The sequence below is a fragment of the Streptomyces sp. NPDC091371 genome (assembly GCF_040684275.1).
Classification (GTDB): domain Bacteria; phylum Actinomycetota; class Actinomycetes; order Streptomycetales; family Streptomycetaceae; genus Streptomyces.
Window position 1 is genome coordinate 56,984 of record NZ_JBFBFP010000040.1, and the last position, 19,222, is coordinate 76,205.

At 72.3% G+C, this 19,222-nt stretch carries 18 protein-coding genes and 2 pseudogenes; 9 read left to right on the forward strand and 11 right to left on the reverse strand.

All coding sequences use genetic code 11. The annotated features are described in order from the left end of the window. The first annotated feature begins 31 nt into the window (after positions 1-31). The gene (locus AB0O21_RS31375; RefSeq protein WP_365176382.1) at positions 32-649 is read left to right on the forward strand and encodes an NAD(P)H-binding protein; all 618 of its coding nucleotides are present in this window, start codon (positions 32-34) and stop codon (positions 647-649) included. Further along, positions 646-1,074, forward strand: a complete 429-nt coding sequence (locus AB0O21_RS31380) for a nitroreductase family deazaflavin-dependent oxidoreductase (protein ID WP_365176384.1) — start codon at positions 646-648, stop codon at positions 1,072-1,074. Before AB0O21_RS31375 ends, AB0O21_RS31380 begins: the two co-directional genes overlap by 4 nt. A gap of 7 nt (positions 1,075-1,081) precedes the next feature. On the opposite strand, the gene AB0O21_RS31385 is transcribed toward AB0O21_RS31380, so the two are convergent. Beyond that, positions 1,082-1,372 carry a hypothetical protein gene (locus tag AB0O21_RS31385; RefSeq protein WP_365176386.1) on the reverse strand — a complete coding sequence of 97 codons (291 nt, stop codon included), beginning with the start codon at positions 1,370-1,372 and terminating at the stop codon, positions 1,082-1,084. Between the two features lie 141 nt (positions 1,373-1,513). Then, on the reverse strand, positions 1,514-3,073 hold the full coding sequence (locus tag AB0O21_RS31390; RefSeq protein ID WP_365176388.1) for an APC family permease: 1,560 nt from the start codon (positions 3,071-3,073) through the stop codon (positions 1,514-1,516). Between the two features lie 287 nt (positions 3,074-3,360). Between AB0O21_RS31390 and AB0O21_RS31395 the strand changes: the two genes are divergently transcribed. Next, complete coding sequence (locus tag AB0O21_RS31395; protein WP_365176390.1) at positions 3,361-4,044, forward strand: hypothetical protein; 684 nt, start codon at positions 3,361-3,363, stop codon at positions 4,042-4,044. Between the two features lie 58 nt (positions 4,045-4,102). Here the strand turns inward: AB0O21_RS31395 and AB0O21_RS31400 are convergent, their stop codons facing one another. The 5 genes and pseudogenes from AB0O21_RS31400 to AB0O21_RS31420 all read right to left on the reverse strand — a co-directional run bounded on the left by AB0O21_RS31400 (position 4,103) and on the right by AB0O21_RS31420 (position 10,470). Beyond that, positions 4,103-5,581, reverse strand: a complete 1,479-nt coding sequence (locus tag AB0O21_RS31400; RefSeq protein ID WP_365176392.1) for an aldehyde dehydrogenase family protein — start codon at positions 5,579-5,581, stop codon at positions 4,103-4,105. After that, a pseudogene (locus AB0O21_RS31405) lies at positions 5,578-7,332 on the reverse strand (D-aminoacylase); the annotation flags it as partial. The gene AB0O21_RS31400 and the pseudogene AB0O21_RS31405, both read right to left, overlap by 4 nt. 149 nt (positions 7,333-7,481) lie before the next feature. Continuing rightward, complete coding sequence (locus AB0O21_RS31410) at positions 7,482-8,603, reverse strand: LLM class flavin-dependent oxidoreductase (protein ID WP_365176394.1); 1,122 nt, start codon at positions 8,601-8,603, stop codon at positions 7,482-7,484. A 115-nt stretch (positions 8,604-8,718) separates the two neighbouring features. Then, positions 8,719-9,504 carry a glucose 1-dehydrogenase gene (locus AB0O21_RS31415; RefSeq protein ID WP_365176396.1) on the reverse strand — a complete coding sequence of 262 codons (786 nt, stop codon included), beginning with the start codon at positions 9,502-9,504 and terminating at the stop codon, positions 8,719-8,721. Positions 9,505-9,522: 18 nt separating this feature from the next. Beyond that, a complete protein-coding gene (locus AB0O21_RS31420) occupies positions 9,523-10,470 on the reverse strand; it encodes an LLM class F420-dependent oxidoreductase (protein WP_365176398.1) in 948 nt (315 codons plus the stop codon). A 162-nt stretch (positions 10,471-10,632) separates the two neighbouring features. Here AB0O21_RS31420 and AB0O21_RS31425 point away from each other — a divergent pair, with 162 nt between their 5' ends. Continuing rightward, positions 10,633-11,319 carry a hypothetical protein gene (locus AB0O21_RS31425; protein WP_365176400.1) on the forward strand — a complete coding sequence of 229 codons (687 nt, stop codon included), beginning with the start codon at positions 10,633-10,635 and terminating at the stop codon, positions 11,317-11,319. Here the strand turns inward: AB0O21_RS31425 and AB0O21_RS31430 are convergent. The 3 genes from AB0O21_RS31430 to AB0O21_RS31440 are packed head-to-tail and all read right to left on the reverse strand — an operon-like array spanning position 11,291 to position 14,016. Then, complete coding sequence (locus AB0O21_RS31430) at positions 11,291-12,085, reverse strand: hypothetical protein (RefSeq protein ID WP_365176402.1); 795 nt, start codon at positions 12,083-12,085, stop codon at positions 11,291-11,293. The genes AB0O21_RS31425 and AB0O21_RS31430 overlap by 29 nt on opposite strands. Before the next feature lie 15 nt (positions 12,086-12,100). Next, positions 12,101-13,357 carry an ATP-binding protein gene (locus AB0O21_RS31435; RefSeq protein WP_365176404.1) on the reverse strand — a complete coding sequence of 419 codons (1,257 nt, stop codon included), beginning with the start codon at positions 13,355-13,357 and terminating at the stop codon, positions 12,101-12,103. Beyond that, positions 13,354-14,016, reverse strand: coding sequence for a response regulator transcription factor (locus AB0O21_RS31440; protein WP_365176406.1), 663 nt, complete (start codon positions 14,014-14,016; stop codon positions 13,354-13,356). Before AB0O21_RS31440 ends, AB0O21_RS31435 begins: the two co-directional genes overlap by 4 nt. 89 nt (positions 14,017-14,105) lie before the next feature. On the opposite strand from AB0O21_RS31440, the gene AB0O21_RS31445 reads away from it, so the two are divergent. From AB0O21_RS31445 to AB0O21_RS31465, 5 genes and pseudogenes are all read left to right on the forward strand, one after another. Further along, positions 14,106-14,588 (forward strand): hypothetical protein, encoded by a 483-nt coding sequence (locus tag AB0O21_RS31445; RefSeq protein ID WP_365176408.1) that lies wholly within the window; start codon positions 14,106-14,108, stop codon positions 14,586-14,588. Next, positions 14,585-15,700 (forward strand): peptidoglycan-binding protein, encoded by a 1,116-nt coding sequence (locus AB0O21_RS31450; protein ID WP_365176410.1) that lies wholly within the window; start codon positions 14,585-14,587, stop codon positions 15,698-15,700. Before AB0O21_RS31445 ends, AB0O21_RS31450 begins: the two co-directional genes overlap by 4 nt. Beyond that, a pseudogene (locus AB0O21_RS31455) lies at positions 15,697-16,410 on the forward strand (ABC transporter ATP-binding protein). Before AB0O21_RS31450 ends, AB0O21_RS31455 begins: the two are co-directional and overlap by 4 nt. Next, complete coding sequence (locus AB0O21_RS31460; protein ID WP_365176412.1) at positions 16,407-17,627, forward strand: ABC transporter permease; 1,221 nt, start codon at positions 16,407-16,409, stop codon at positions 17,625-17,627. The pseudogene AB0O21_RS31455 and the gene AB0O21_RS31460 overlap by 4 nt, the downstream one beginning before the upstream one ends. Before the next feature lie 75 nt (positions 17,628-17,702). Then, on the forward strand, positions 17,703-18,146 hold the full coding sequence (locus AB0O21_RS31465) for an NUDIX domain-containing protein (protein WP_365176414.1): 444 nt from the start codon (positions 17,703-17,705) through the stop codon (positions 18,144-18,146). A gap of 9 nt (positions 18,147-18,155) precedes the next feature. Here AB0O21_RS31465 and AB0O21_RS31470 read toward each other — a convergent pair whose 3' ends face one another. After that, positions 18,156-18,989 (reverse strand): trypsin-like serine protease, encoded by an 834-nt coding sequence (locus AB0O21_RS31470; protein WP_365176416.1) that lies wholly within the window; start codon positions 18,987-18,989, stop codon positions 18,156-18,158. Positions 18,990-19,222: the final 233 nt, after the last annotated feature.

A 19,222-nucleotide genomic window follows, 5' to 3' on the forward strand; every position in this document is an offset into this window, starting at 1 on the left:
CGGTAACCAGCCCCTTTCCTACGCTCGCCGCATGACGAAGCAGAGCGCTCAGAAGATCATCGTGTTCGGGGCCCGTGGCCGGGTCGGCCGGGCCGTCGTCGCGGAGGCGCGGGCGCGGGGGCACCACGTCACCGAGGCGGGCCGCGCCGAGGGGGACGTCACCTCGGCGGCGGACGTGGCGCGGCTGGCGGCCGGGCACGATGCGGCGGTGGTCTCGGTGTACGACATGCAGGCGGCGCCGGGGGTGTTCTTCCCGGCGGTGGCGCGGGCGCTGGCGGCCGGGCTCCCGGAGGCCGGGGTCGGGCGGCTGGTCGGGGTCGGGCTGGCCTCCGTACTGCCGACGGAGTCGGGGGTCGCGCTGATGGACACGGCGGGGTATCCGCAGGAGTGGCGGGAGTTCTACGTCGGCCACGGCGCCGGGACCGAGGCGCTGCGGGCGGCCGCGCCCGGGGCCCTGGACTGGGCGGTGCTGTCCCCGGCGGGGGATTTCGACGCCGACGGCGACGCGGATGGCGGCCCCGGCGGCCACGCCTTCGCACCGGCGGATGCCGCGAGCCGGATCACGCACGCCGGCTTCGCCCGGGCCGTCGTGGACGAGGCGACCGCCCCGACCCTGCACGCGGTCCACGCCGGGGTGGTGCCGGCATGAACGCGCCGGACGCCGTGACCGACAGCCCCGTCCCGTTCGTCGCCGAGCACATCCGGCGCTTCGAGGAGACCGCCGGGCAGCCGCGGCCGGGGATCTCGGACCTGCTGCTGACCACGCGGGGCCGACGTTCGGGGCAGCTGCGGCGGACGGCCCTGGCCTATGTGGCCGACGGGGACGCCTACGTCCTCACCGCGTCGAACCGGGGCGCCGACCGCCACCCCGCGTGGTACCTGAACCTGGCCGCCGACCCGGCCGTGACCCTCCAGGTCGGCGCCGAGACCTTCCCGGCGACCGCGCGCCGGGCCACCCCGGCCGAGGCGGAGCGCCTGTGGCCGGTGGTGGTGGCCGCGATGCCCTCGTACGCCGGCTACCGGGAGGCGACGGCCCGCGAGATCCCGCTGGTGCTGGTCACCCGTACCGGCTGAGACGGCCTCAGCGGACCTTCGGGGCCTTGGGCAGTCCGGCGTTCAGGGCCCCGCCGGCGCCCGCCAGGGAGCTGTCGGTGGCCTTGGTGGCGGTTCCGGCGGCCTGGGTGGTGATGGCGACCGCGGTCTTGGTGTCCTGGACGGCCTGACCCGGGTGGTCGACGATGTCGCCGACGCGCTCGGTGAGCGGGACCCCCTGGGGCATTCCCTGGGGCATTCCGTCGGCGTGGGCGGCGATCGGGGTGAGTGCGAGGGCGGCGCCACCGGACAGGACCAGGGCGGCGAGGGTGCGCTTCATGGCATTCATGCCCTGCCCAACGACCCCGGGCGGCGCGGGTCACCGGCGAGCGGGCCCCGCGGCAACGCCCGCGGCCCCGGATCGAGGGGATCGATCCGGGGCCGCGGGGGTGACTCTGCTGGTGGTGCTCGGTGGGGTGGGTCAGTCCTCGACCACTAGGGACGGGGTGGACTTCGTCAGGACCTGGCCGCGGAAGAAGGCCGGGCTGCGGCGCTGGGTGACGAACATGATGACCAGGCCGAGGGCCAGCAGGCCGACGCCGATGACGAAGACGCTGCCGACACCGAAGACCGCGGAGCCGGAGCCGTAGGCGGGGTCGTAGGTGTCGTAGAGGGTCTTGAAGAAGACCGCCGAGAGCAGCAGACCGCCCAGGACCGGGAAGACGCCCTTGAAGAACAGGTCGCGGGCGGAGCGGCGCAGCTCGCCGCGGAAGTACCAGGCGCAGGCGAAGGCCGTCAGCGAGTAGTAGAAGCAGATCATCAGGCCGAGCGCGAAGATCGTGTCCGTGAGGACGTTCTCGCTGACCAGGGTCATGATCGTGTAGAACGCGCCGGTCGCGACGCCGGCGACGACGGTGGCGCGGCCCGGGGTCTTGAACTTCGGGTGGACCTTGGCGTAGGCGGGCGGCAGCGCCTCGTACGTCGACATCGCGAGGACCGTGCGGGCCACCGGGATGAAGGTGGTCTGCAGGGAGGCCGCGGCCGAGGCAAGGACGGCGACGAAGAGCAGGATGCCGAGCGCGGGGCCCATCACGGGGCCGGCGAGGGCCGCAAAGACGTTGTCGGAGGTCTCCTCGTTGGCGAGGCCGAGGCCCTCGCCGCCGGAGCCGACGGCCATCTGGGCGGCGACGCCGGTGGCCAGGTAGGAGCCGACCAGGACGACCATCGCGATGAGCGAGGCGCGGCCCGGGGTCTTGGCGGAGCCGGTGGTCTCCTCGTTGGTGGCCAGGCACGCGTCCCAGCCCCAGTACATGAAGATCGAGAGGGAGAGGCCGGCGGTGAAGGCCGCCATGGACTCGACCGCGAAGGGGTTCATCCAGGACCAGGAGAAGTCCAGGCCGGTGTCGAAGGTGCCGGCGGAGGCCTTCTGGAAGGCCATGGCGACGAATATCGCGAGGACGACGAGCTGGAGGCCGACCAGTGCGTACTGGACGCCCTTGGTGGCGGTCATGCCGCGGTAGCTGATGGCGGTCGCGACGGCGATCAGGGTGAGGCAGGTGGCGATGTGGACGAGCTTGTTGTCGTCCAGGGCGGCGACCGACTCGTTGCCCGTGATCTCGCCGGCCAGCAGCCAGAAGTAGGAGGTGGCGACGCCGGCCAGGTTGGAGAGCACGATGATCGTGGCGATCACCAGGCCCCAGCCGCACATCCAGCCGATCCGGGGGCCGAAGGCCTTGACGGTCCAGGTGAACGAGGTGCCGCAGTCCGGCATGGCCTTGTTGAGCTCGCGGTACGCGAAGGCGACGAGGAGCATCGGGAGGAAGCCGGCGAGGAAGATCGCGGGCATCTGCATGCCGACCTCGCCGGCCGTGGAGCCGAGGGTCGAGGTCAGGCAGTAGACGGGGGCGACGGTGGAGATGCCGATGACGGCACTGCCCATCAGTCCCACGGACCCCTTGCCGAGGCCCTTGCCGCGTACGTCGCCCTCGGCGACGCCGCTTACCGTGTCTCCGGCCTGGGGCCGAACGTCCAGCTGAGTCATGAGTCAGGACGTTAGATGGTGCGCTTTCCACATCTGGAGGACTTAAGTCCGGATCCGGGGCGGCCAGAATCCCTTTGAATCTCGAGATCAATACAGTTAACGAGCACTTAATACAAGGTTCACCTAGGCATCCATCCACGGATCGGCAGGTGCCGGAGACCAGGTTCCGGTATACGGAAACCGCAGCCATGCCCCTTTTGGGTGGTTTCAAACTTTCCCGTGTGACCGCGGTCACGACCGTTCGGGTGGTTTGCTGTGAACATGATCATCGCCTTAGAGTCCCGGGCGTGCGCATCAAGATGATCACCACTGTCACTGCCGTAACGGCGCTCCTCACGCTCACCACCGCCTGCGGAGGCGGCGGCAGTCAGGGCCTGGGCGGCCTCGGCGGGGATTCCGTCGCCGCCAACGGCGAGGGCGACGGCGGCCCCGACGAGGGCACCCTGGCGAACCCCTCGAAGAACGGCGGGGTCAACGGGGGCGCCCCCAAGAACGGGACCGCGTTCCAGAAGCTGCCCAAGGCGGGCACGATGGCCGGGGCCGCCGGCTTCGTCGGCGGGTACATGAGGTGCCCGTCGGTGCGCTCGGTGAGCCCGAGCCCCGAACCGGACCCCTCGGAGTCCTATGCGAAGCCCTCGTACAACGAGAAGTGGTCCGTCAAGGAGACCGGCGACTGCGGTCGGGGCAACCGCATCCTCATGCTCAAGGACGCCAAGGCCTTCCAGACCGCCTACAAGGCCTGGCTCGACACGCAGCTCCCCGGGAACCCGAACGAGGACCTGAGGGGGGGCGGATTCATCATCGGCCAGGACTTCGCGGTCACCGGCGGCGACAGCGACGCCACCGGCCTGGTCAAGCAGGGCGGGCTCCTCCTCCTGAACTGCAACCCGAAGTTCACCACGCCCAGCGGCTTCCGCAAGGAACCCGCGCTGGTGAAGGGCTGCGTCCTGACGGACTACTTCAACGACTGAGGCCCGGACGGGGCGGGCCGTCGCCCGCCCCGCCCCGGACTGCCCCGCCCCGGTCCGCTCAGCCCGTCCAGACGATCGACTGCATCTCGCTGTACGCGTGCAGCGCGTACGAGCCCACGTCGCGGCCCACGCCCGAGCGCTTGAAGCCTCCGAACGGCGCCTCCATGTTCCGCCCGATCGTGTTCACGCCGACCCCGCCCGCCCGCAGCCGCCGCGCCACGCGGAACGCGCGCGCCGAGTCCCCGGACCACACGTAGCTCAGCAGGCCGAAGTCGCTGTCGTTGGCCAGCCGGACCGCCTCCTCCTCGTCCCCGTCGAACGGGACGACCACGACGACCGGGCCGAAGATCTCCTCGCGGACCACCCGCATGTCGTTCGTGCAGTCGACGAGCAGGGTCGGCGCCACGTAGAAGCCCTTGCCCGCGGAGGCGCCCTCCCCCACCACCGGGCGCTCCCCGCCGTACGCGAGGCGCGCGCCCTCCTTCTTCCCCAGTTCGATGTACGACTCCACGCGGTCGCGGTGCGCCGCCGAGATCACCGGGCCCACCACCGTGCCCTGCACGGTCGGGTCGCCGACCTTCATGAAGGCCAGGTAGCCGGTGAGCTTCTCGATCAGCTGGTGGTAGACCGCCCGGTGGACGATCACCCGGGTCGGGGCCGTGCAGATCTGCCCGGAGTAGAAGGAGAAGGTCGTGCCGATGCCCATCATCGCCGCGTCCAGGTCCGCGTCCTCGAAGACGATCGCCGCGCCCTTGCCGCCCAGCTCCATCAGCTGCCGCTTCATCGTGCGGCCGCAGACCTCCGCGATGCGCTGACCGACGCCCGTGGAGCCGGTGAAGGACACCATGTCCACGTACGGAGAATCGACCGCGGCCTCGCCGACCTCCACCGACTGCCCGTTCACCACGTTGACCACGCCCGCCGGGACCCCGGCCTCGTGCAGGGCCGCCGCCATCTTGAACACCGACAGCGGGTCCTGCGGGGCCGGCTTGACCACCACCGTGTTGCCCATGGCCAGGGCCGGGGCCACCTTGCCCGCCGGGTTCGCCCACGGGTTGTTGTACGAGGTGATGCAGGTGACCACGCCGACCGGCTGGCGCACCTCCAGCGCGCCCAGGATGGACGCCTTCCCCATCGGGCCGGCTTCCGTGACCTGCGGCGGCAGGCCCCGCTCGACCGGCTCCAGCGCGCCCTTCGCGTACCGCCGGAAGCGGGTGACGCCGACGCCGACCTGCATGCCGCGCGCGATCCCGGTCGGGGCGCCCGTCTCGGCCTGGGCAAGGGCCGCCCACGGCTCGAACTCCCGCTGCATGATGTCCGCGGCCCGGTCGAGGATCGCCGCCCGCTCCTCGGGTTTCGTACGGGACCAGCTCTCGAAGGCCTCGGCGGCGGCGCGGGCGGCCTCCGCGACCTGCCCGCGCGAGGCCTCGGGGGCCAGGCCGACCACGGACTCGTCGGCCGGGTTGACCACCTCGTAATGGCCGCCCTCGGGCTCCACCCACTCGCCGCCGATGTAGAGCTTCTGCGCCTCGGTCACTTGGTGCTCACCGTCCTCGTGTCCCGGCCCGACCGGAGCACGATGCCCGGCACGGCCCCCGTCACCTCGTCGTCGCGTATGGTCTCCACGCCGTTGACCCGGACCGAGACGATGCCGATGGCCCGGGAGTCCAGCCGCGGGCTGTCCCCCGGCAGGTCGTGGACCAGGGTCGCGGGGCCCGCCTCGATGCGCTCCGGGTCGAAGAGGACCAGGTCCGCGTGGAAGCCCTCGGTGATCCGGCCGCGTTCGCGCAGCCCGAACAGCTGGGCGGGGTCGTCGGTGAGCATCCGCACCGCCTGCTCCAGCGGCACCAGCTTGCGGCCGCGCAGGCAGTCCCCGAGGAAGCGGGTCGTGTACGGGGCCCCGCACATGCGGTCCAGGTGCGCGCCCGCGTCGGAGCCGCCGAGCATGACGTCCTCGTGCTGCCAGGTCTCGGCGCGCAGGGCCCAGGTCGCCGGGTCGTTGTCGGTGGGCATGGGCCACAGCACGGTGCGCAGGTCGTCGTTGGCGCATATCTCGACCAGGCACTGGAAGGCGTCCTGGCCGCGCTCGGCGGCGATGTCGTTGACGACCCGGCCGGAGAGGCCCTCGTTCTCCTTGCTGTACGTGTCGCCGATGACGTAGCGCCCGAAGTTGGCGAGGCGGCGGAAGACGCCGGCCTCCTTGCTGTCGGCGCGGCGCAGCATCTCGGCCCGTACGTCCGGGTCGCGGAGCTTGGCGATCCGCTCGGGGACGGGCAGGCCGAGGACCTCGCCCCAGCCGGGGATGAGGTTGAGCGCGCAGAACGTGCCGAGGGACATGTTCATGGGGGTGAGGATCGGCATGGTGAGGGCCACGATCCGGCCGCCGGCCTTGCGGGCCCGCTCGCTGGGGATCAGCTGGCGCGGGACCCGCTCGGGGACGGAGGCGTCGATGGTGAGGACGTTCCAGTTCAGGGGGCGTCCCGCGGCGGCGCTCATCTCCACGAAGAGGTCGATCTCCTCGTCGGAGAACTGGTCGAGGCAGCCCGCGACGATCGCTTCGAGCTGGGTGCCCTCGTGCTCGGCGACGGCTTTCGACAGGGCGAGGAGCTCGGCCGGCTTGGCGTGCCGGGAGGCCACGGGGGCGCCGGCGCCGTCGGAGTGGGTGGAGGACTGGGTGGTGGACAGGCCCCAGGCCCCGGCGTTCATGGCGTCGTGGAGGAGGTCCAGCATCTCCTGCATCTGCTCGGGGGTCGGCTGGCCGCCGACGGCGTCCTCGCCCATGACGTGGCGGCGGAGCGCGCAGTGGCCGACCATGAAGCCGGCGTTGACGGCGATCCGGCCGTCGAGCGCGTCGAGGTACTCGCCGAAGGTGGACCAGGTCCAGTCGACGCCCTCCTCCAGGGCCTTGAGGGCCATGCCCTCGACCTTGCTCATCATGCGGCGCGTGTAGTCGGCGTCCTCGGGGCGCTCCGGGTGGAGCGGGGCCAGGGTGAAGCCGCAGTTGCCGCCGGCGACGGTGGTGACGCCGTGGTTCATGGAGGGGGTGGCGTACGGGTCCCAGAAGAGCTGGGCGTCGTAGTGCGTGTGGGGGTCGATGAACCCGGGGGTGAGGACGAGGCCGGTGGCGTCCTCGGTGGTCCGGGCCTCTTCCGTGACCGTGCCGGGGTCGCCGATGGCGACGATCCGGCCGTCGCGGATGCCGACGTCTGCGACGCGGGCGGGGGCGCCGGTGCCGTCCACGACGGTGGCGCCCTTGATCAGGTGGTCGAGCATGACGTCCCTTCTGTCCTGGGGCTCCGCCCCAGACTCCGCGCCTCAAACGCCGGCGGGGCTGGAACACCCAGCCGTGTGCCCCGGCCGGTGGCCGCCCGGCCGGGGCAGGTGTGGGACGGCGGTCCGGGAAGACGCCGCCCCGTACTGGGGCCCGCCGCAGGCGGCTAGGCGGACTGGCGGAAGCGGGTCGTGCGGTGGACCGGGTCCGTGTCGATGTGCGGGATCACGTGCTCGCCGATCAGCTTGATCGTGGTCATCGTGTCCTCGTACGAGACTCCGGTCGGCAGGCCGAAGGACAGCTGGTCCGCCCCGGCCTGCTCCCAGCGCTTGCACTGGGCGCGGACCTCGGACGGGTCACCGCAGATCAGCAGCTCCTCGGCGATCAGGAGCTCGATGATCTCCGCGTTGTACTCCGGCAGGGTCTCGGGCCACTGCGGGATGGCCTCCGGCCGCGGGAAGGTGTCGTGGTAGCGGAAGACCAGCGACTGGAAGCGGTTCATGTTGGCGTTGACGGCGATCTCGACGGCCTTCTCGTGCGTCTCGGCGCAGATCGCGGTCGAGGTGACCATCACGTTGTCGTTGACGAAGGCGCCGATCGCCTTCGCCTCCTGGATGGCCGTCTTGTACTGGTCGAGGACCCACTCCATGTCGGAGACCTTCTGCACGCTGAAGCCCAGCACGCCGAGGCCCTTCTTCGCCGCCATGGCGTAGGAGGACGGGGAGCCGGCCGCGTACCACATGGCCGGGTGTGCCTTCCCGTACGGCTTGGGGAAGACCTTCCGCGGCGGGAGCGACCAGTGCTTGCCCTGGAACCCCTCGTATTCCTCCTGGAGGAACATCTTGGGGAACTCCGCGATGGTCTCCTCCCAGATCTCCTTGGTGCCGTTCATGTCCTCGATGCCCGGGAGGAAGCCGAGGATCTCGTGGCTGCCCGCGCCGCGGCCGGTGCCGAATTCGAAGCGGCCCTTGGAGAGGTGGTCGAGCATGGTGACCTTTTCGGCCACCTTGACCGGGTGGTTGACCGGGGCGAGCGGGTTGAAGATGCCGGAGCCGAGGTGGATGCGCTCGGTGGCGGAGGCGAGGTACCCGAGGAACACCTCGTTCGCCGACAGGTGCGAGTACTCCTCCAGGAAGTGGTGCTCGGAGGCCCAGGCGTACTTGAAGCCGCACTTGTCGGCCTGGATGACGTACTCGGTCTCCTCCAACAGCGCCTTGTGCTCTGCCTCGGGGTCGACCTTGGACCGCGCCTCAGGCACGTATCCCTGCACAAAGAGCCCGAATTCCAAGGGGGTTCACCGTCCTTTGGTTTCTGACGTTGCGTCAGATTTGATGTCCCGACTGTTCCATCCGGAGGTGGGAGCGTCAATACCTGACGCTCCATCAGATAGGCCCGGACCGCCGTCAGAGGATGCTGACGCCCGCCATCCAGCCGCCGTCGATGACGAAGGGCTGGCCGGTGATGTAGGAGGAGTCGTCGGCGGTCAGGAAGAGGGCCAGCTTGGCGATCTCCTCCGGCTGCCCCACCCGACCCATCGGCACCACGCGCTGGTAGAGCTCCGCCATGGCGTCGCGGGCCTCCTGGGGCAGGTCCGCCGGGTCCGTGTTGCCGGGGGTGGCCATCGCGGTGTCCACGGCGCCCGGGCACATCGCGTTGACCCGGATCCCCTTGGCTGCCAGCTCCAGCGCGGCCACCCGGGTCAGCCCCAGGATGGCCGCCTTGGTCGCCGCATACGTGCCGACGTACGCCATGCCCGTCAGGCCCGTGTACGAGGACGTGTTGACGATCGTCCCGCCGCCGGCCGCCTCGATCTCGGGGGCCACCGACTTGATCCCGAGGAAGGCGCCCACCTGGTTGACCTGCACCACCTGCTGGAACTCCTCCAGCGGGGTCGCGGTCAGCTCGTTGAAGCGCAGGATGCCCGCGTTGTTGACCAGGCCGTTGACCGGGCCGAAGGCCTCCTTCGCGGCGGCGACCGCGGCCGCCCAGTCCTCCTCGCGGCTCACGTCGAGGCGCACGTACCGGGCCCGGTCCTCGCCTATGTCCTTGGCCACGGCCGCGCCCCGCTCGTCCAGTACGTCGCCGAGGAGCACCTTGGCGCCCTCGGCGGCGAAGAGGCGGGCCTCCTGCTCGCCCTGGCCGCGCGCCGCGCCGGTGATGATCACGACGCGCCCGTCCAGCTTGCCCATTGCCGTACTCCCAGTCGTCTAGTCGTTGAGGTGCGGCGCGACGTCGGCGCCGAAAGCGGTGATCTGGTCGACGAGTTCGGCGCTGTCGCGGCTGCGGAAGCGGACCTGGATCTGGTCCACGCCGAGGGCCTTGTACTCCCGCAGGGACTCCGCGAGCGCCTCCGCCTTGCCGGTCAGGGTGCGGCGGCCGGTGTCCCAGCCGGGCTCGCCGACGTACAGGGCCTCGGTGATCGCCCCGAACTCCATGGGGCCGGTCACACCGGCCTCCGCGCGGAGCTCCTTGATCCGGGCGATCTGCGCGGGGAGCTTCTCCCTCGGGTCGCCCTGCGGGAGCCAGCCGTCGCCCCGGACCGCGGCGCGGCGCACGGCGGCGGGGGACGAGCCGCCGACCCAGACGGGGATCCGCTCCTGCGCGGGGCTGGGTAGCTGGCCGAGGTCCTTGAAGGAGAACCGCTCGCCCTCGAACTCGGGGTACTCCTCGGGGCCCAGCGCCGCCCGCAGCGCGTCCAGGGTCTCGTCGAGGACGGCGCCGCGGCGGGCGAAGTCCACGCCGAGCACCTCGAACTCCTCCTGGACGTGCCCGGCGCCCACGCCGAGGATCAGCCGGCCGCCCGAGAGGTGGTCGAGGGTGGCGTACTGCTTGGCGCTGATCAGCGGGTGGCGCAGGCCGAGGATCGCGACGTGGCTGAGCAGCCGGACCCGCTCGGTGACCCCGGCGAGGAAGGACAGGGTGGCCACCGGGTCGTACCAGACGGTGCTCATGGGGCCGGCGAGCCGGCGCGGAATGGCCACGTGGTCGCAGGTGGCCAGGTAGCCGAAGCCGGCCCGGTCGGCGGCCCGGGCCACCTCGGCGAGCTCGGCGGCGCCGGCCGCGGCCTCCCAGGGCTCGGCGTAGATGGTGCTCTGCGACTGGACCGGGAGCTGCATCCCGTAGACCAGCCGACCTTCCGGAAATACGCGCGCCATGCCGGGCCCGCCTCGCCTTCGTCTGCCGATTCGTCATATCGGTGCCGGGCCATCGTCGTAGCTGACGACCCGTCAGGCAAGGGGGTGGACCGAACCCGGCCGTGAGCGGCGCCGCGCGTCGCGCCCCTGGTCCGTTCGGCACGGCGCCCCTAGGGTGCGCGCATGGATCTCATGCTCACTCTGGTCAGCGGGATCGCCTGGACGATCGTGTACGTGGAGGCGATCCGGGTCGGCCTGCGCGACCGGACGTACGCCATGCCCGTCGCCGCGCTCGCGCTGAACTTCGCCTGGGAATCGATCTACGCGGTCCGCGAGTTCACCATCGGGATCTCCCCCCAGGGGGTGGTGAACGTGGTGTGGGCGGCGGCCGACGTGGTGATCGTCTGGACGTACCTGCGGTTCGGGCGGGCCGAGCTGCCGCGCTTCGTGACCCGCCCGATGTTCGCGGGGTGGGCGGTCCTGGTGTTCGGCACCGGCTTCGCCGTGCAGGGGCTGTTCCTCGCCCACTTCGGGGCGCACGACGCCACGCGCTACTCGGCGTTCCTGCAGAACCTGCTGATGTCCGGCCTGTTCATCGGCCTCTTCGCGGCCCGGCGGGGCCCGCGCGGCCAGTCCCTGACCATCGCCGTCGCCAAGTGGCTCGGCACCCTGGCCCCGACCCTGCTGTTCGGGGTGATCGAGGACGCGCCGTTCATCCTCGCGCTGGGAATCCTGTGCAGCGTCTTCGACCTGGCCTACATCGGACTGCTGCTCCAGGCCCGCGGCCGGGCGGGCAGGGGCATCGGTGCCGACGGCGACGCCGAAGCCGAAGCCGAAGCCGTCAGAAGCCTTCCGGACCCATCACGATGACCGGCTTCGCCGTCGGGTCGAGGGTCTCCAGGACCTTCTTCATGGCCTCCTTCGGGATGCCGACGCAGCCCTGCGAGGGGCCGTCGTGGTCCACGTGGAGCCAGATGTTGCCGCCCTTGCGCTCGCCCTCCGGCTTGGTGGCGTCCAGCGGAGACGTGCCCGGCTTGCGGTTGAAGTCGATCGCGACGACGTAGTCGAAGGAACCGGCGAGGGACTCCCCGTTCACCCCGCGGCCCGTCGCGACGAACGCGCCGTCCTTGTCGTACGGGAGCCTCGTGCCCGGCGGCTTCGGCAGCAGGCCGCCCGCGTCGGTCAGCGCGAAGACGCCCTGCGGGGAGGTCAGATCACCGTAGGTGCGCTCCGTGGACCAGCCCTTCGCGCCGTTGCGGGCCGGCCAGGCGGCGGCCTTGGTCCAGTCGGCGCCGGCCGCCGTGCGGGTGTACAGGGTGGCGGTGGACTCCGAGGAGTCCTTGGCCTTGCCGGTGACCAGGATGAGCTGGCGGGACTCGGCCGGGATCCTGGCCCGGGTCTGCTCGCTGATGCCGGTCAGGCCCTGGAGGGCGTCCCGGCGGGCGTCGCGCGCCGCGCGGTCCCCGCTCGGCGGGCGGGAGTCCGCCCGGGCCTGGGGCGCGGCGTCCGATTCGTCCGGTTCGGCGACGGCGTACACCCAGCCCGCGCCGAAGGTCAGCAGGCCGAAGGCAGCCGCCAGCGCCACACGGCGCGTCGGGCGGGGCGTGCGGGAGCGGGCTCGGCGGTGCTTGCTCATTGGGCCGACCGTACATCAGCCGATCTTCGAACCGGGCGCACCTCGGACGGCTCCCTGCCCGTCCGGCAACGGGAAGCGGACCCGGACCGTCAGCCCGCCCTCCGGCTCCGCATTGGCCTCGGCGGCGAGCGATGCGCCGTGCGCCCGCGCGATCGCCGCCACGATCGACAGCCCCAACCCGGCGCCCTCACCTGCAGTGTGCTGCCGTTCCGCCCGCCGCCGGAACGGCTCCAGCAGCCTCGGCACGTCCGCCGGACCGATCACCGGGCCGGTGTTGGACACCGCCAGTTCCCCGTCGGACGAGGTCTCGACGACGATCCTGCCGCCCGCACGGTTGTGACGAACTGCATTGGTCAACAGGTTCCGGACCAGGTGCCCGAGGAGCGCCCGGTCCCCCGTCACCGTCAGCGGAGCGAGGGTCCGTACGACGGTCAGCGCGTGCGGCGGGTCGGCCGCGAGCTCCGCCGCGGCCAGCGCCGCCAGGTCCACCGGCCCGGTGGACCCGGGCTCCAGGCCCTCCTGCGACACCGCGAGCAGCAGCAGGGACTCGACGAGGTGCTCACTGGAATCCGCGACGCCGATCAACCGCTCCCGGATCCGGGCCACCTTCTGCGGCGACGGCTCCCCTGCCAGCCCGATCTCCGCCGCGGCCCGCTGCACGGCCAGCGGGGTGCGCAGCTCGTGCGCCGCGTTCGCCGCGAACCTCCGCTGGGCGGAGACCAGATGCTCCATCCGCCCCAGCATCGCGTCGAAGGTGTCGGCCAGTTCCTTGAGCTCGCCGGGCGGGGCGTCGAGGGAGATCCGCTGGTGCAGGTTCTCCCCGGACAGGCGGCGCGCGGTCTCGGTGATCACGCCGACGGGGCGCAGCACCCGGCCCGCCATCCACCAGGCCAGCCAGATCGACAGCACGGCGAAGACGGCCAGCGCGAGGAGGGAGTACATCAGCAGCCGGTGCCGGGTGGCGTCGGTGACGGCGTCCGAGAGGTCCTGGGTGAACGCGTACCCCTTGAGCTCCTCGGGGGTGGGCGTCTCGCCCGGGGCCATCGTCCGGGCGGGTTCGGGGCTGCGGCCCACGTCGACCGTCTCGCCCGGGACGGGGAGCCTGTAGGCGGGGCTGACCGTGCGGACGACCCCGCTGACGCTCGCGTACAGGCCCTGTCCGACCAGGACGTAGACCAGCGCCACCAGGCCGCCGCCCGCGAGGAGCAGCAGCGAACCGTAGAGGGCGGTGAGGCGGGCGCGCTCGGTGCGCAGCAGCCCGGGCGCGCTCACGGGGCCCCGATCCGGTAGCCGGCGCCCGGCACCGTCTCGATGGGCTGCGGCTCGCCCAGCTTGGCGCGGAGCTTGCTGAGGGTGACGCGGACGGCGTTGGTGGAGTAGCTGGTGTCCTGCTCCCACACCTGCTCGATCAGGTCGTCGCTGCTGACCACGGCCCCCTCCGCGCGCAGCAGCGCCTCCAGCACGGCGAACTCCTTGCGGGACAGCGCGAGCCGGCGCCCGTCGCGGCTGGCGGTGCGGCGGGCCGTGTCGACGGCGATGCCGGCGCGCTCCAGCACGGGCGGCAGGGCGGGCCTGGTCCGCCGCCCGAGGGCCAGGACGCGGGCGAGGAGCTCGTCGTAGGCGAAGGGCTTGGTGAGGTAGTCGTCGGCGCCGAGGCCGAGCCCCTCGACCCGGTCGCGTACGGTCCCCGAGGCGGTCAGCATCAGGACGCGGGTCAGCAGCCGCTCGCGCACCAGCTGGCGGCAGACCTCGTCGCCGTGCAGGCCGGGCAGATCCCGGTCGAGGACGAGGACGTCGTACGCGTCCAGGCGCAGCCGGCGCAACGCCTCCAGCCCGTCGCCCGCCTCGTCGACGGCCAGGGCGTCGCGGCGCAGGCCCTCGGCGATCATCTCCCGGAGGAATTCCTCGTCCTCCACCACCAGTACGCGCATGCCCCCTCTTTACCGGAGGTCGGCATTTCGCCGTTGTAAGGGGGGTGCGAGAGGGAAGCGAAACCCCCTTTCACCGCAGGCTCCGGAGCATGAAGCGATCCCTGATCATGACCACGGCCGCGTTCGTCACCGGGCTGGCCCTGCTCGCCACCGCCTGCACGGACGACGGCTCCGGCGGCTCCTCCGGTTCGGTCGGGAAGAAGGAGTCGAACGGGGGGACCGACGCCGACAACGCCGTGAAGATGCGCCAGTGCCTGCGCGAGCACGGCATCGACGCCCCCGACCCGGAGCCCGGCCAGGACCCGCGCGGCATGACGGTGGGCGGCGGCGCCGACCCGCAGAAGATGCAGGAGGCCATGAAGGCGTGCGGGATGGGCGGCCCCGGCTCGGGCAAGGAGCCCACGCAGGAGCAGAAGGACAAGGAGCTCGCCTGGATCCGCTGCATGCGCGAGAACGGGGTCGCCCTGAAGGACCCCGAGTACGTCGGGGGCGCGCGCAGCGGCATCGAGATACCCCAGGGCCAGGAGAAGGCCTTCGAGGAAGCCCAGAAGAAGTGCGAAGCGGCCCGATGAGCTCCCGCTCCAAGTGGCTGCTGGGCGCGCTGGCCGCCGTACTGGCCGTATCGGGCGGCGGGTACGCCGTCATGGCGCAGCCGCAGCGGGACGACGCCGCGCGGGAGCGGCGCGCGGACGGGCTGCCGCCGGCGACGGCCGCGGTGCAGCGCGGCGACCTGAGCGCGGGGCTCCAGGTGGAGGGCACCCTCGGCTACGCGCGGGAGCGCAAGCTGAACGCTGGCGGGCCGGGCGTGCTGACGTGGGTCGCGGGCGAGGGCACGGCGGTCGAGCGGGACGGGAAGCTCTACGAGGTCAACGGGCGGGCGGTGCGGCTGATGTACGGGGCGGTGCCGATGTACCGGCCGCTGAAGGCCGGTGACAAGGGCGAGGACGTCCGGCAGCTCAAGCGCAACCTCCAGGCGCTGGGGTACGGCACCGGGCTCGACCCCGAGGACCCGGTGTTCACGGCGGGTACGGCGACGGCCGTCAAGCGCTGGCAGAAGGCGCACAAGACGGCGGAGACGGGCGAGGTCGCCAAGGAGGACGTCGCCTTCGCCTCGGGACCCCAGCGGGTGCGCAGGAACGACGCGGCGGTCGGTGACGAACCCGGGCCGGGCAAGCCGGTGCTCACGGTCACCGGCACCGAGCGGATCGTCCGCTTCCAGCTTGAGGCGGCGAAGGCGGCCGCGGCGAAGACCGGCGAGCCGGTCACCGTACGGCTGCCGGGCGGGGCCACCGCCACCGGGAAGATCGACTCCGTGGGCGGCACGGCCGGCCCGGGCGACGGGAGCGAGGGCGGGGGCGGCGGCGGTGGCGGTGGGGGCGCGGGCGGCGGTGACAAGAAGGCCAAGGTCGAGGTGTCCGTCACCTTCGACAAGCCCTCGGAGATCAGTGCACCGGACCAGTCCCCACTGAGCGTCGGCCTGACCGGCGAGACCCGCAAGGGCGTGCTCTCCGTACCGGTGGGCGCCCTGCTCGCGCTCGCTGGCGGCGGCTTCGGCGTCCAGGTCGTGGAAGACGGCAAGGCCCGCGAAGTGAAGGTCGAACTGGGCATGTTCGGCAACGGCCGGGTCGAGGTGACCGGCGGCGCCCTCGCGGAGGGCATGCAGGTGGGGATCCCCAAGCTGTGAGCGGCACGGAGACGGTCGTGGAACTGACCGGGGTCACCAAGGAGTATCCGGGCGGGGTCGCCGCCCTGCGCGGGGTCGACCTGAGCGTCCGCGGCGGCGAGCTGCTCGCCATCGTCGGCCCGTCCGGCTCGGGCAAGTCCACCCTGCTGCACATCGTCGGCACCCTGGACCGCCCGACGGCGGGCGGGGTGCGCATCGCCGGCCACGACGTCGCGGCCCTGTCGGACCGCGCGCTGTCGGCACTGCGCTCCCGGCACGTGGGGTTCGTCTTCCAGTCCTTCCACCTGGTGCCGGGCATCAGCGCCCGGGCGAACGTGGCCGAGGGGCTGCTGTACTCCGGCCTCTCGCGCGCCGAGCGCGGCCGCCGGGCGGCCCGCGCCCTGGAACGCGTAGGTCTCGGAGACCGCATGGAGCACCGGCCGCACGAACTGTCCGGCGGGCAGAAGCAGCGCGTGGCCATCGCCCGGGCGGTGGCCGGCGAGCCCGACCTGCTGCTGGCCGACGAGCCGACGGGCGCGCTGGACACGGCCTCCGGGGAGTCGGTGATGGAGCTGCTGCACTAGCTGAACGCGGGCGGGGAGGGGGCCACCATCGCCGTGATCACCCACGACAACGAGATCGCGGCGAGCCTGCCGCGGCAGGTGCGGATCCGGGACGGGGAGATCGTGGCGGACGTACGGAACGGGAACGGGGCGGGGGTGCGGTCATGAGCGGTACGCGCACCCGCGCCCGCGCGCGGCGGCTGACCCCGCCGAGGCTGTCCCCCCTGGACGTCCTGCACGTCGGATCGGCCGGCCTGCGCTCCCGCCCGATACGGGTGTTCCTGTCCGCGCTCGGCATCGCCATCGGCATCGCGACGATGATCGCGGTGGTCGGGATCTCCTCCTCCAGCCAGGCCAAACTGCTGCGCGAACTCGACGCGCTCGGCACCAACATGCTGGTCGTGACGCCCGGCCAGGGGATGTTCAGCGGGCAGGACACCAAGCTGCCCGAGGACGCCCCCGGCATGATCTCCCGCATCGCGGGCGTCGAGTCGGTCGGCACCACCGGTGACGTGCCCCGCTCCGTGCGGCGCTCGGAGAACATCCCGCAGGAGGAGACCGGCGGGATCGTGCTGAAGGCGGCCAAGGACGATCTGCTGGGCACCCTGCGGGCCTCCGTGGCGCGCGGCACCTGGCTCAACGGGGCCACCGGCCGCTACCCCGCGGTGGTGCTCGGCGACGTGTCCGCGCGCCGCCTCGGCGTCACCGGGCCGGGGCAGCAGGTGTTCATCGGCGGCCGGTACTTCACGGTGATCGGCATCCTGGAGCCGGTGCCGCTCGCTCCGGAGATCGAGCGGTCCGCACTGATCGGCTGGGACGCGGCGGAGCAACTGCTGGGCTTCGACGGCCACCCGACGGCGGTGTACGAGCGCTCCGCCGACGATCGGGTGGCGGAGGTCAGGAAGCTGATCGCCCCGACGGCCAACCCGCAGACCCCGAGCGCGGTCTCGGTCACCGACCCGTCGGCGGCGCTGCAGGCGAAGGCGGCCACGGAGGGCGCCTTCAGCACGCTGCTGCTGGGCCTGGGCGGGATCGCCCTGCTGGTGGGCGGGGTCGGGGTCGCCAACACCATGATCATCTCGGTGCTGGAGCGGCGCCACGAGATCGGCCTGCGCCGCTCGCTGGGCGGCACGAAGGGCCAGATCCGGATCCAGTTCGTGACGGAGTCCCTGCTGCTGTCCGGGCTCGGCGGCCTGGCGGGCATCGCCCTGGGCAGCGCGGCCACAGCGGTCTACGCCCGGGTCGGCGACCTCCCCTGGGTAGTCCCCCTGTGGGCGGTGACCGGCGGCTTCGCGGCCACCCTGGCGATCGGCACACTGGCCGGCCTCTACCCGGCGGTCCGCGCGGCCCGACTGTCGCCGACGCTGGCACTGGCGGCGGGGTAGGGGGCAGGGGGTGATGCGCGGGGAGGGGGGACAAACCGGATGCCCCCGCGCCCACCCCCGGCGTAGGCTGGCTCGATGCGAACTCCACGTCACGCGGCGCGCGTTGTCATCCTCTCCCCCGACGGATCGGTGTTCCTCTTCCGCGAGGACAACGTGGAGGTGGGCATCCACTGGCTGCCGCCGGGCGGCGGCATCGACCCCGGCGAGAGCCCCGAGGACTGCGTACGGCGCGAGCTGCGCGAGGAGACCGGGTGGACCGACCTGGAGCCCGAGCGGCTGCTGTGCACCTGGGAGCACGACTTCACGCACCAGGGGGTTCCGGTGCGCCAGCACGAGCACATCTACCTCGCGCGGGGCCCGCACCGCGAGCCGGTCCTGGAGTACCCCGGCATCCACTGGCAGTGGGTCTCCGCGGAACGCCTGGCCACCCTCGGCGAACCGCTCTGGCCGCCGCGCCTCCCGGACCTACTGGCCGCGGGCGCCCCGGCGGAACCGGTCCACTTGGGGCTGCTGGCGTAGGGCCGGGCTTCAGCCCTTCCCCGTCGCCTTGGCGTACAGCGAGGCGGCGTACTCCCCGAGGACCGTGCTGGTCGACACGTCGTCGGTGTCGCCGCCCGTGAGGATGCCGACGATCTTCCCGTCGCCGGCGATCCACGCGCTGCCGCTGGTGCCGCCGGGAAAGTCGGCGCAGTCGAAGCGCTGTTCGGTGTCGCTCAGCCGGACCGTGACCGCCGTGCAGGTACGCGGGACCTTGCGGTCGGCGGGGTAGCCGGTGACGGTCACCTCCTCGGCCGTGCGCCCGCTGGTGTCGAGGGCGGCCGCGCCGGTCACGTCCTCGATGTTGCGCCCCTTGTCGTCGGGGGCGAGACGGGCGAAGGCGAGGTCGTAGTCGTCGTCCGTGCCCTCGGCCCAGCGGTCGTCCTCGAAGACCCGCTCGACCTTCCAAGTTCCGTACGGAGCGAACCCGTTGGCGTACGCGGGTGCGAAGACCGCCCCGCCCTCACCCGTCTGGTCGCCGGCCAGCAGGCAGTGTCCGGCGGTGACGATGAGGTTCTTCCCCGGACTGCTCACGACGGTCGCGGTGCAGAAGTGGTCCCCGTCCAGGCCGCCCGTGAACAGGGCCCCGGTGAAGGCCGCCGGGCCGCCGGGCTTGGGGGTGACGGGCGCGGGCAGCGGGGTCGAGAGCTGCGACTTGGGCAACGCTTGCGAACGCGACGAGGCCGTCGGTGAAGCGGTCGGCGCGGCCTTCGCCCGCGCGGCCGGAGCCCCCTCGGGCGGCGGCACCAGCTCGGCCACCGCCGCGGACGCCCCCAGCGCCGCCACGGCGCACAGCACCACCGTCACCACATTCCGCCTGTCCACCGGCATGATGATCCTTCCGCTTTGCCCCGGCGAAGCATGCCTTGGGGGCGGGGGCGGGTGCAAGGGGCGGGGTGGGGAGGCGGGGTAGCGGGGTCCCGGCCGGCCGGAATCGGAGAAGGCGCGGGGGGTTTCCCGTCTGTCCCATAGTCCTTCCGTGTCGGGCCGGCCTGTAAAGGGCGCTCACTTCGTTCGCGTCGCTTCGCGATGGCCTTCGGCCACCCTTGACAGGCCGT

What these genes read in the sequence shown, in the direction of transcription:
- AB0O21_RS31375 (WP_365176382.1), top strand. Translation starts at nt 32, where the DNA reads ATGACGAAGCAGAGCGCTCAGAAGATCATCGTGTTCGGGGCCCGTGGC.
- AB0O21_RS31380 (WP_365176384.1), top strand. Translation starts at nt 646, where the DNA reads ATGAACGCGCCGGACGCCGTGACCGACAGCCCCGTCCCGTTCGTCGCC.
- AB0O21_RS31385 (WP_365176386.1), bottom strand. Translation starts at nt 1,372, where the DNA reads ATGAAGCGCACCCTCGCCGCCCTGGTCCTGTCCGGTGGCGCCGCCCTC.
- AB0O21_RS31390 (WP_365176388.1), bottom strand. Translation starts at nt 3,073, where the DNA reads ATGACTCAGCTGGACGTTCGGCCCCAGGCCGGAGACACGGTAAGCGGC.
- AB0O21_RS31415 (WP_365176396.1), bottom strand. Translation starts at nt 9,504, where the DNA reads ATGGGCAAGCTGGACGGGCGCGTCGTGATCATCACCGGCGCGGCGCGC.
- AB0O21_RS31420 (WP_365176398.1), bottom strand. Translation starts at nt 10,470, where the DNA reads ATGGCGCGCGTATTTCCGGAAGGTCGGCTGGTCTACGGGATGCAGCTC.
- AB0O21_RS31425 (WP_365176400.1), top strand. Translation starts at nt 10,633, where the DNA reads ATGGATCTCATGCTCACTCTGGTCAGCGGGATCGCCTGGACGATCGTG.
- AB0O21_RS31430 (WP_365176402.1), bottom strand. Translation starts at nt 12,085, where the DNA reads ATGAGCAAGCACCGCCGAGCCCGCTCCCGCACGCCCCGCCCGACGCGC.
- AB0O21_RS31440 (WP_365176406.1), bottom strand. Translation starts at nt 14,016, where the DNA reads ATGCGCGTACTGGTGGTGGAGGACGAGGAATTCCTCCGGGAGATGATC.
- AB0O21_RS31445 (WP_365176408.1), top strand. Translation starts at nt 14,106, where the DNA reads ATGAAGCGATCCCTGATCATGACCACGGCCGCGTTCGTCACCGGGCTG.
- AB0O21_RS31450 (WP_365176410.1), top strand. Translation starts at nt 14,585, where the DNA reads ATGAGCTCCCGCTCCAAGTGGCTGCTGGGCGCGCTGGCCGCCGTACTG.
- AB0O21_RS31460 (WP_365176412.1), top strand. Translation starts at nt 16,407, where the DNA reads ATGAGCGGTACGCGCACCCGCGCCCGCGCGCGGCGGCTGACCCCGCCG.
- AB0O21_RS31465 (WP_365176414.1), top strand. Translation starts at nt 17,703, where the DNA reads ATGCGAACTCCACGTCACGCGGCGCGCGTTGTCATCCTCTCCCCCGAC.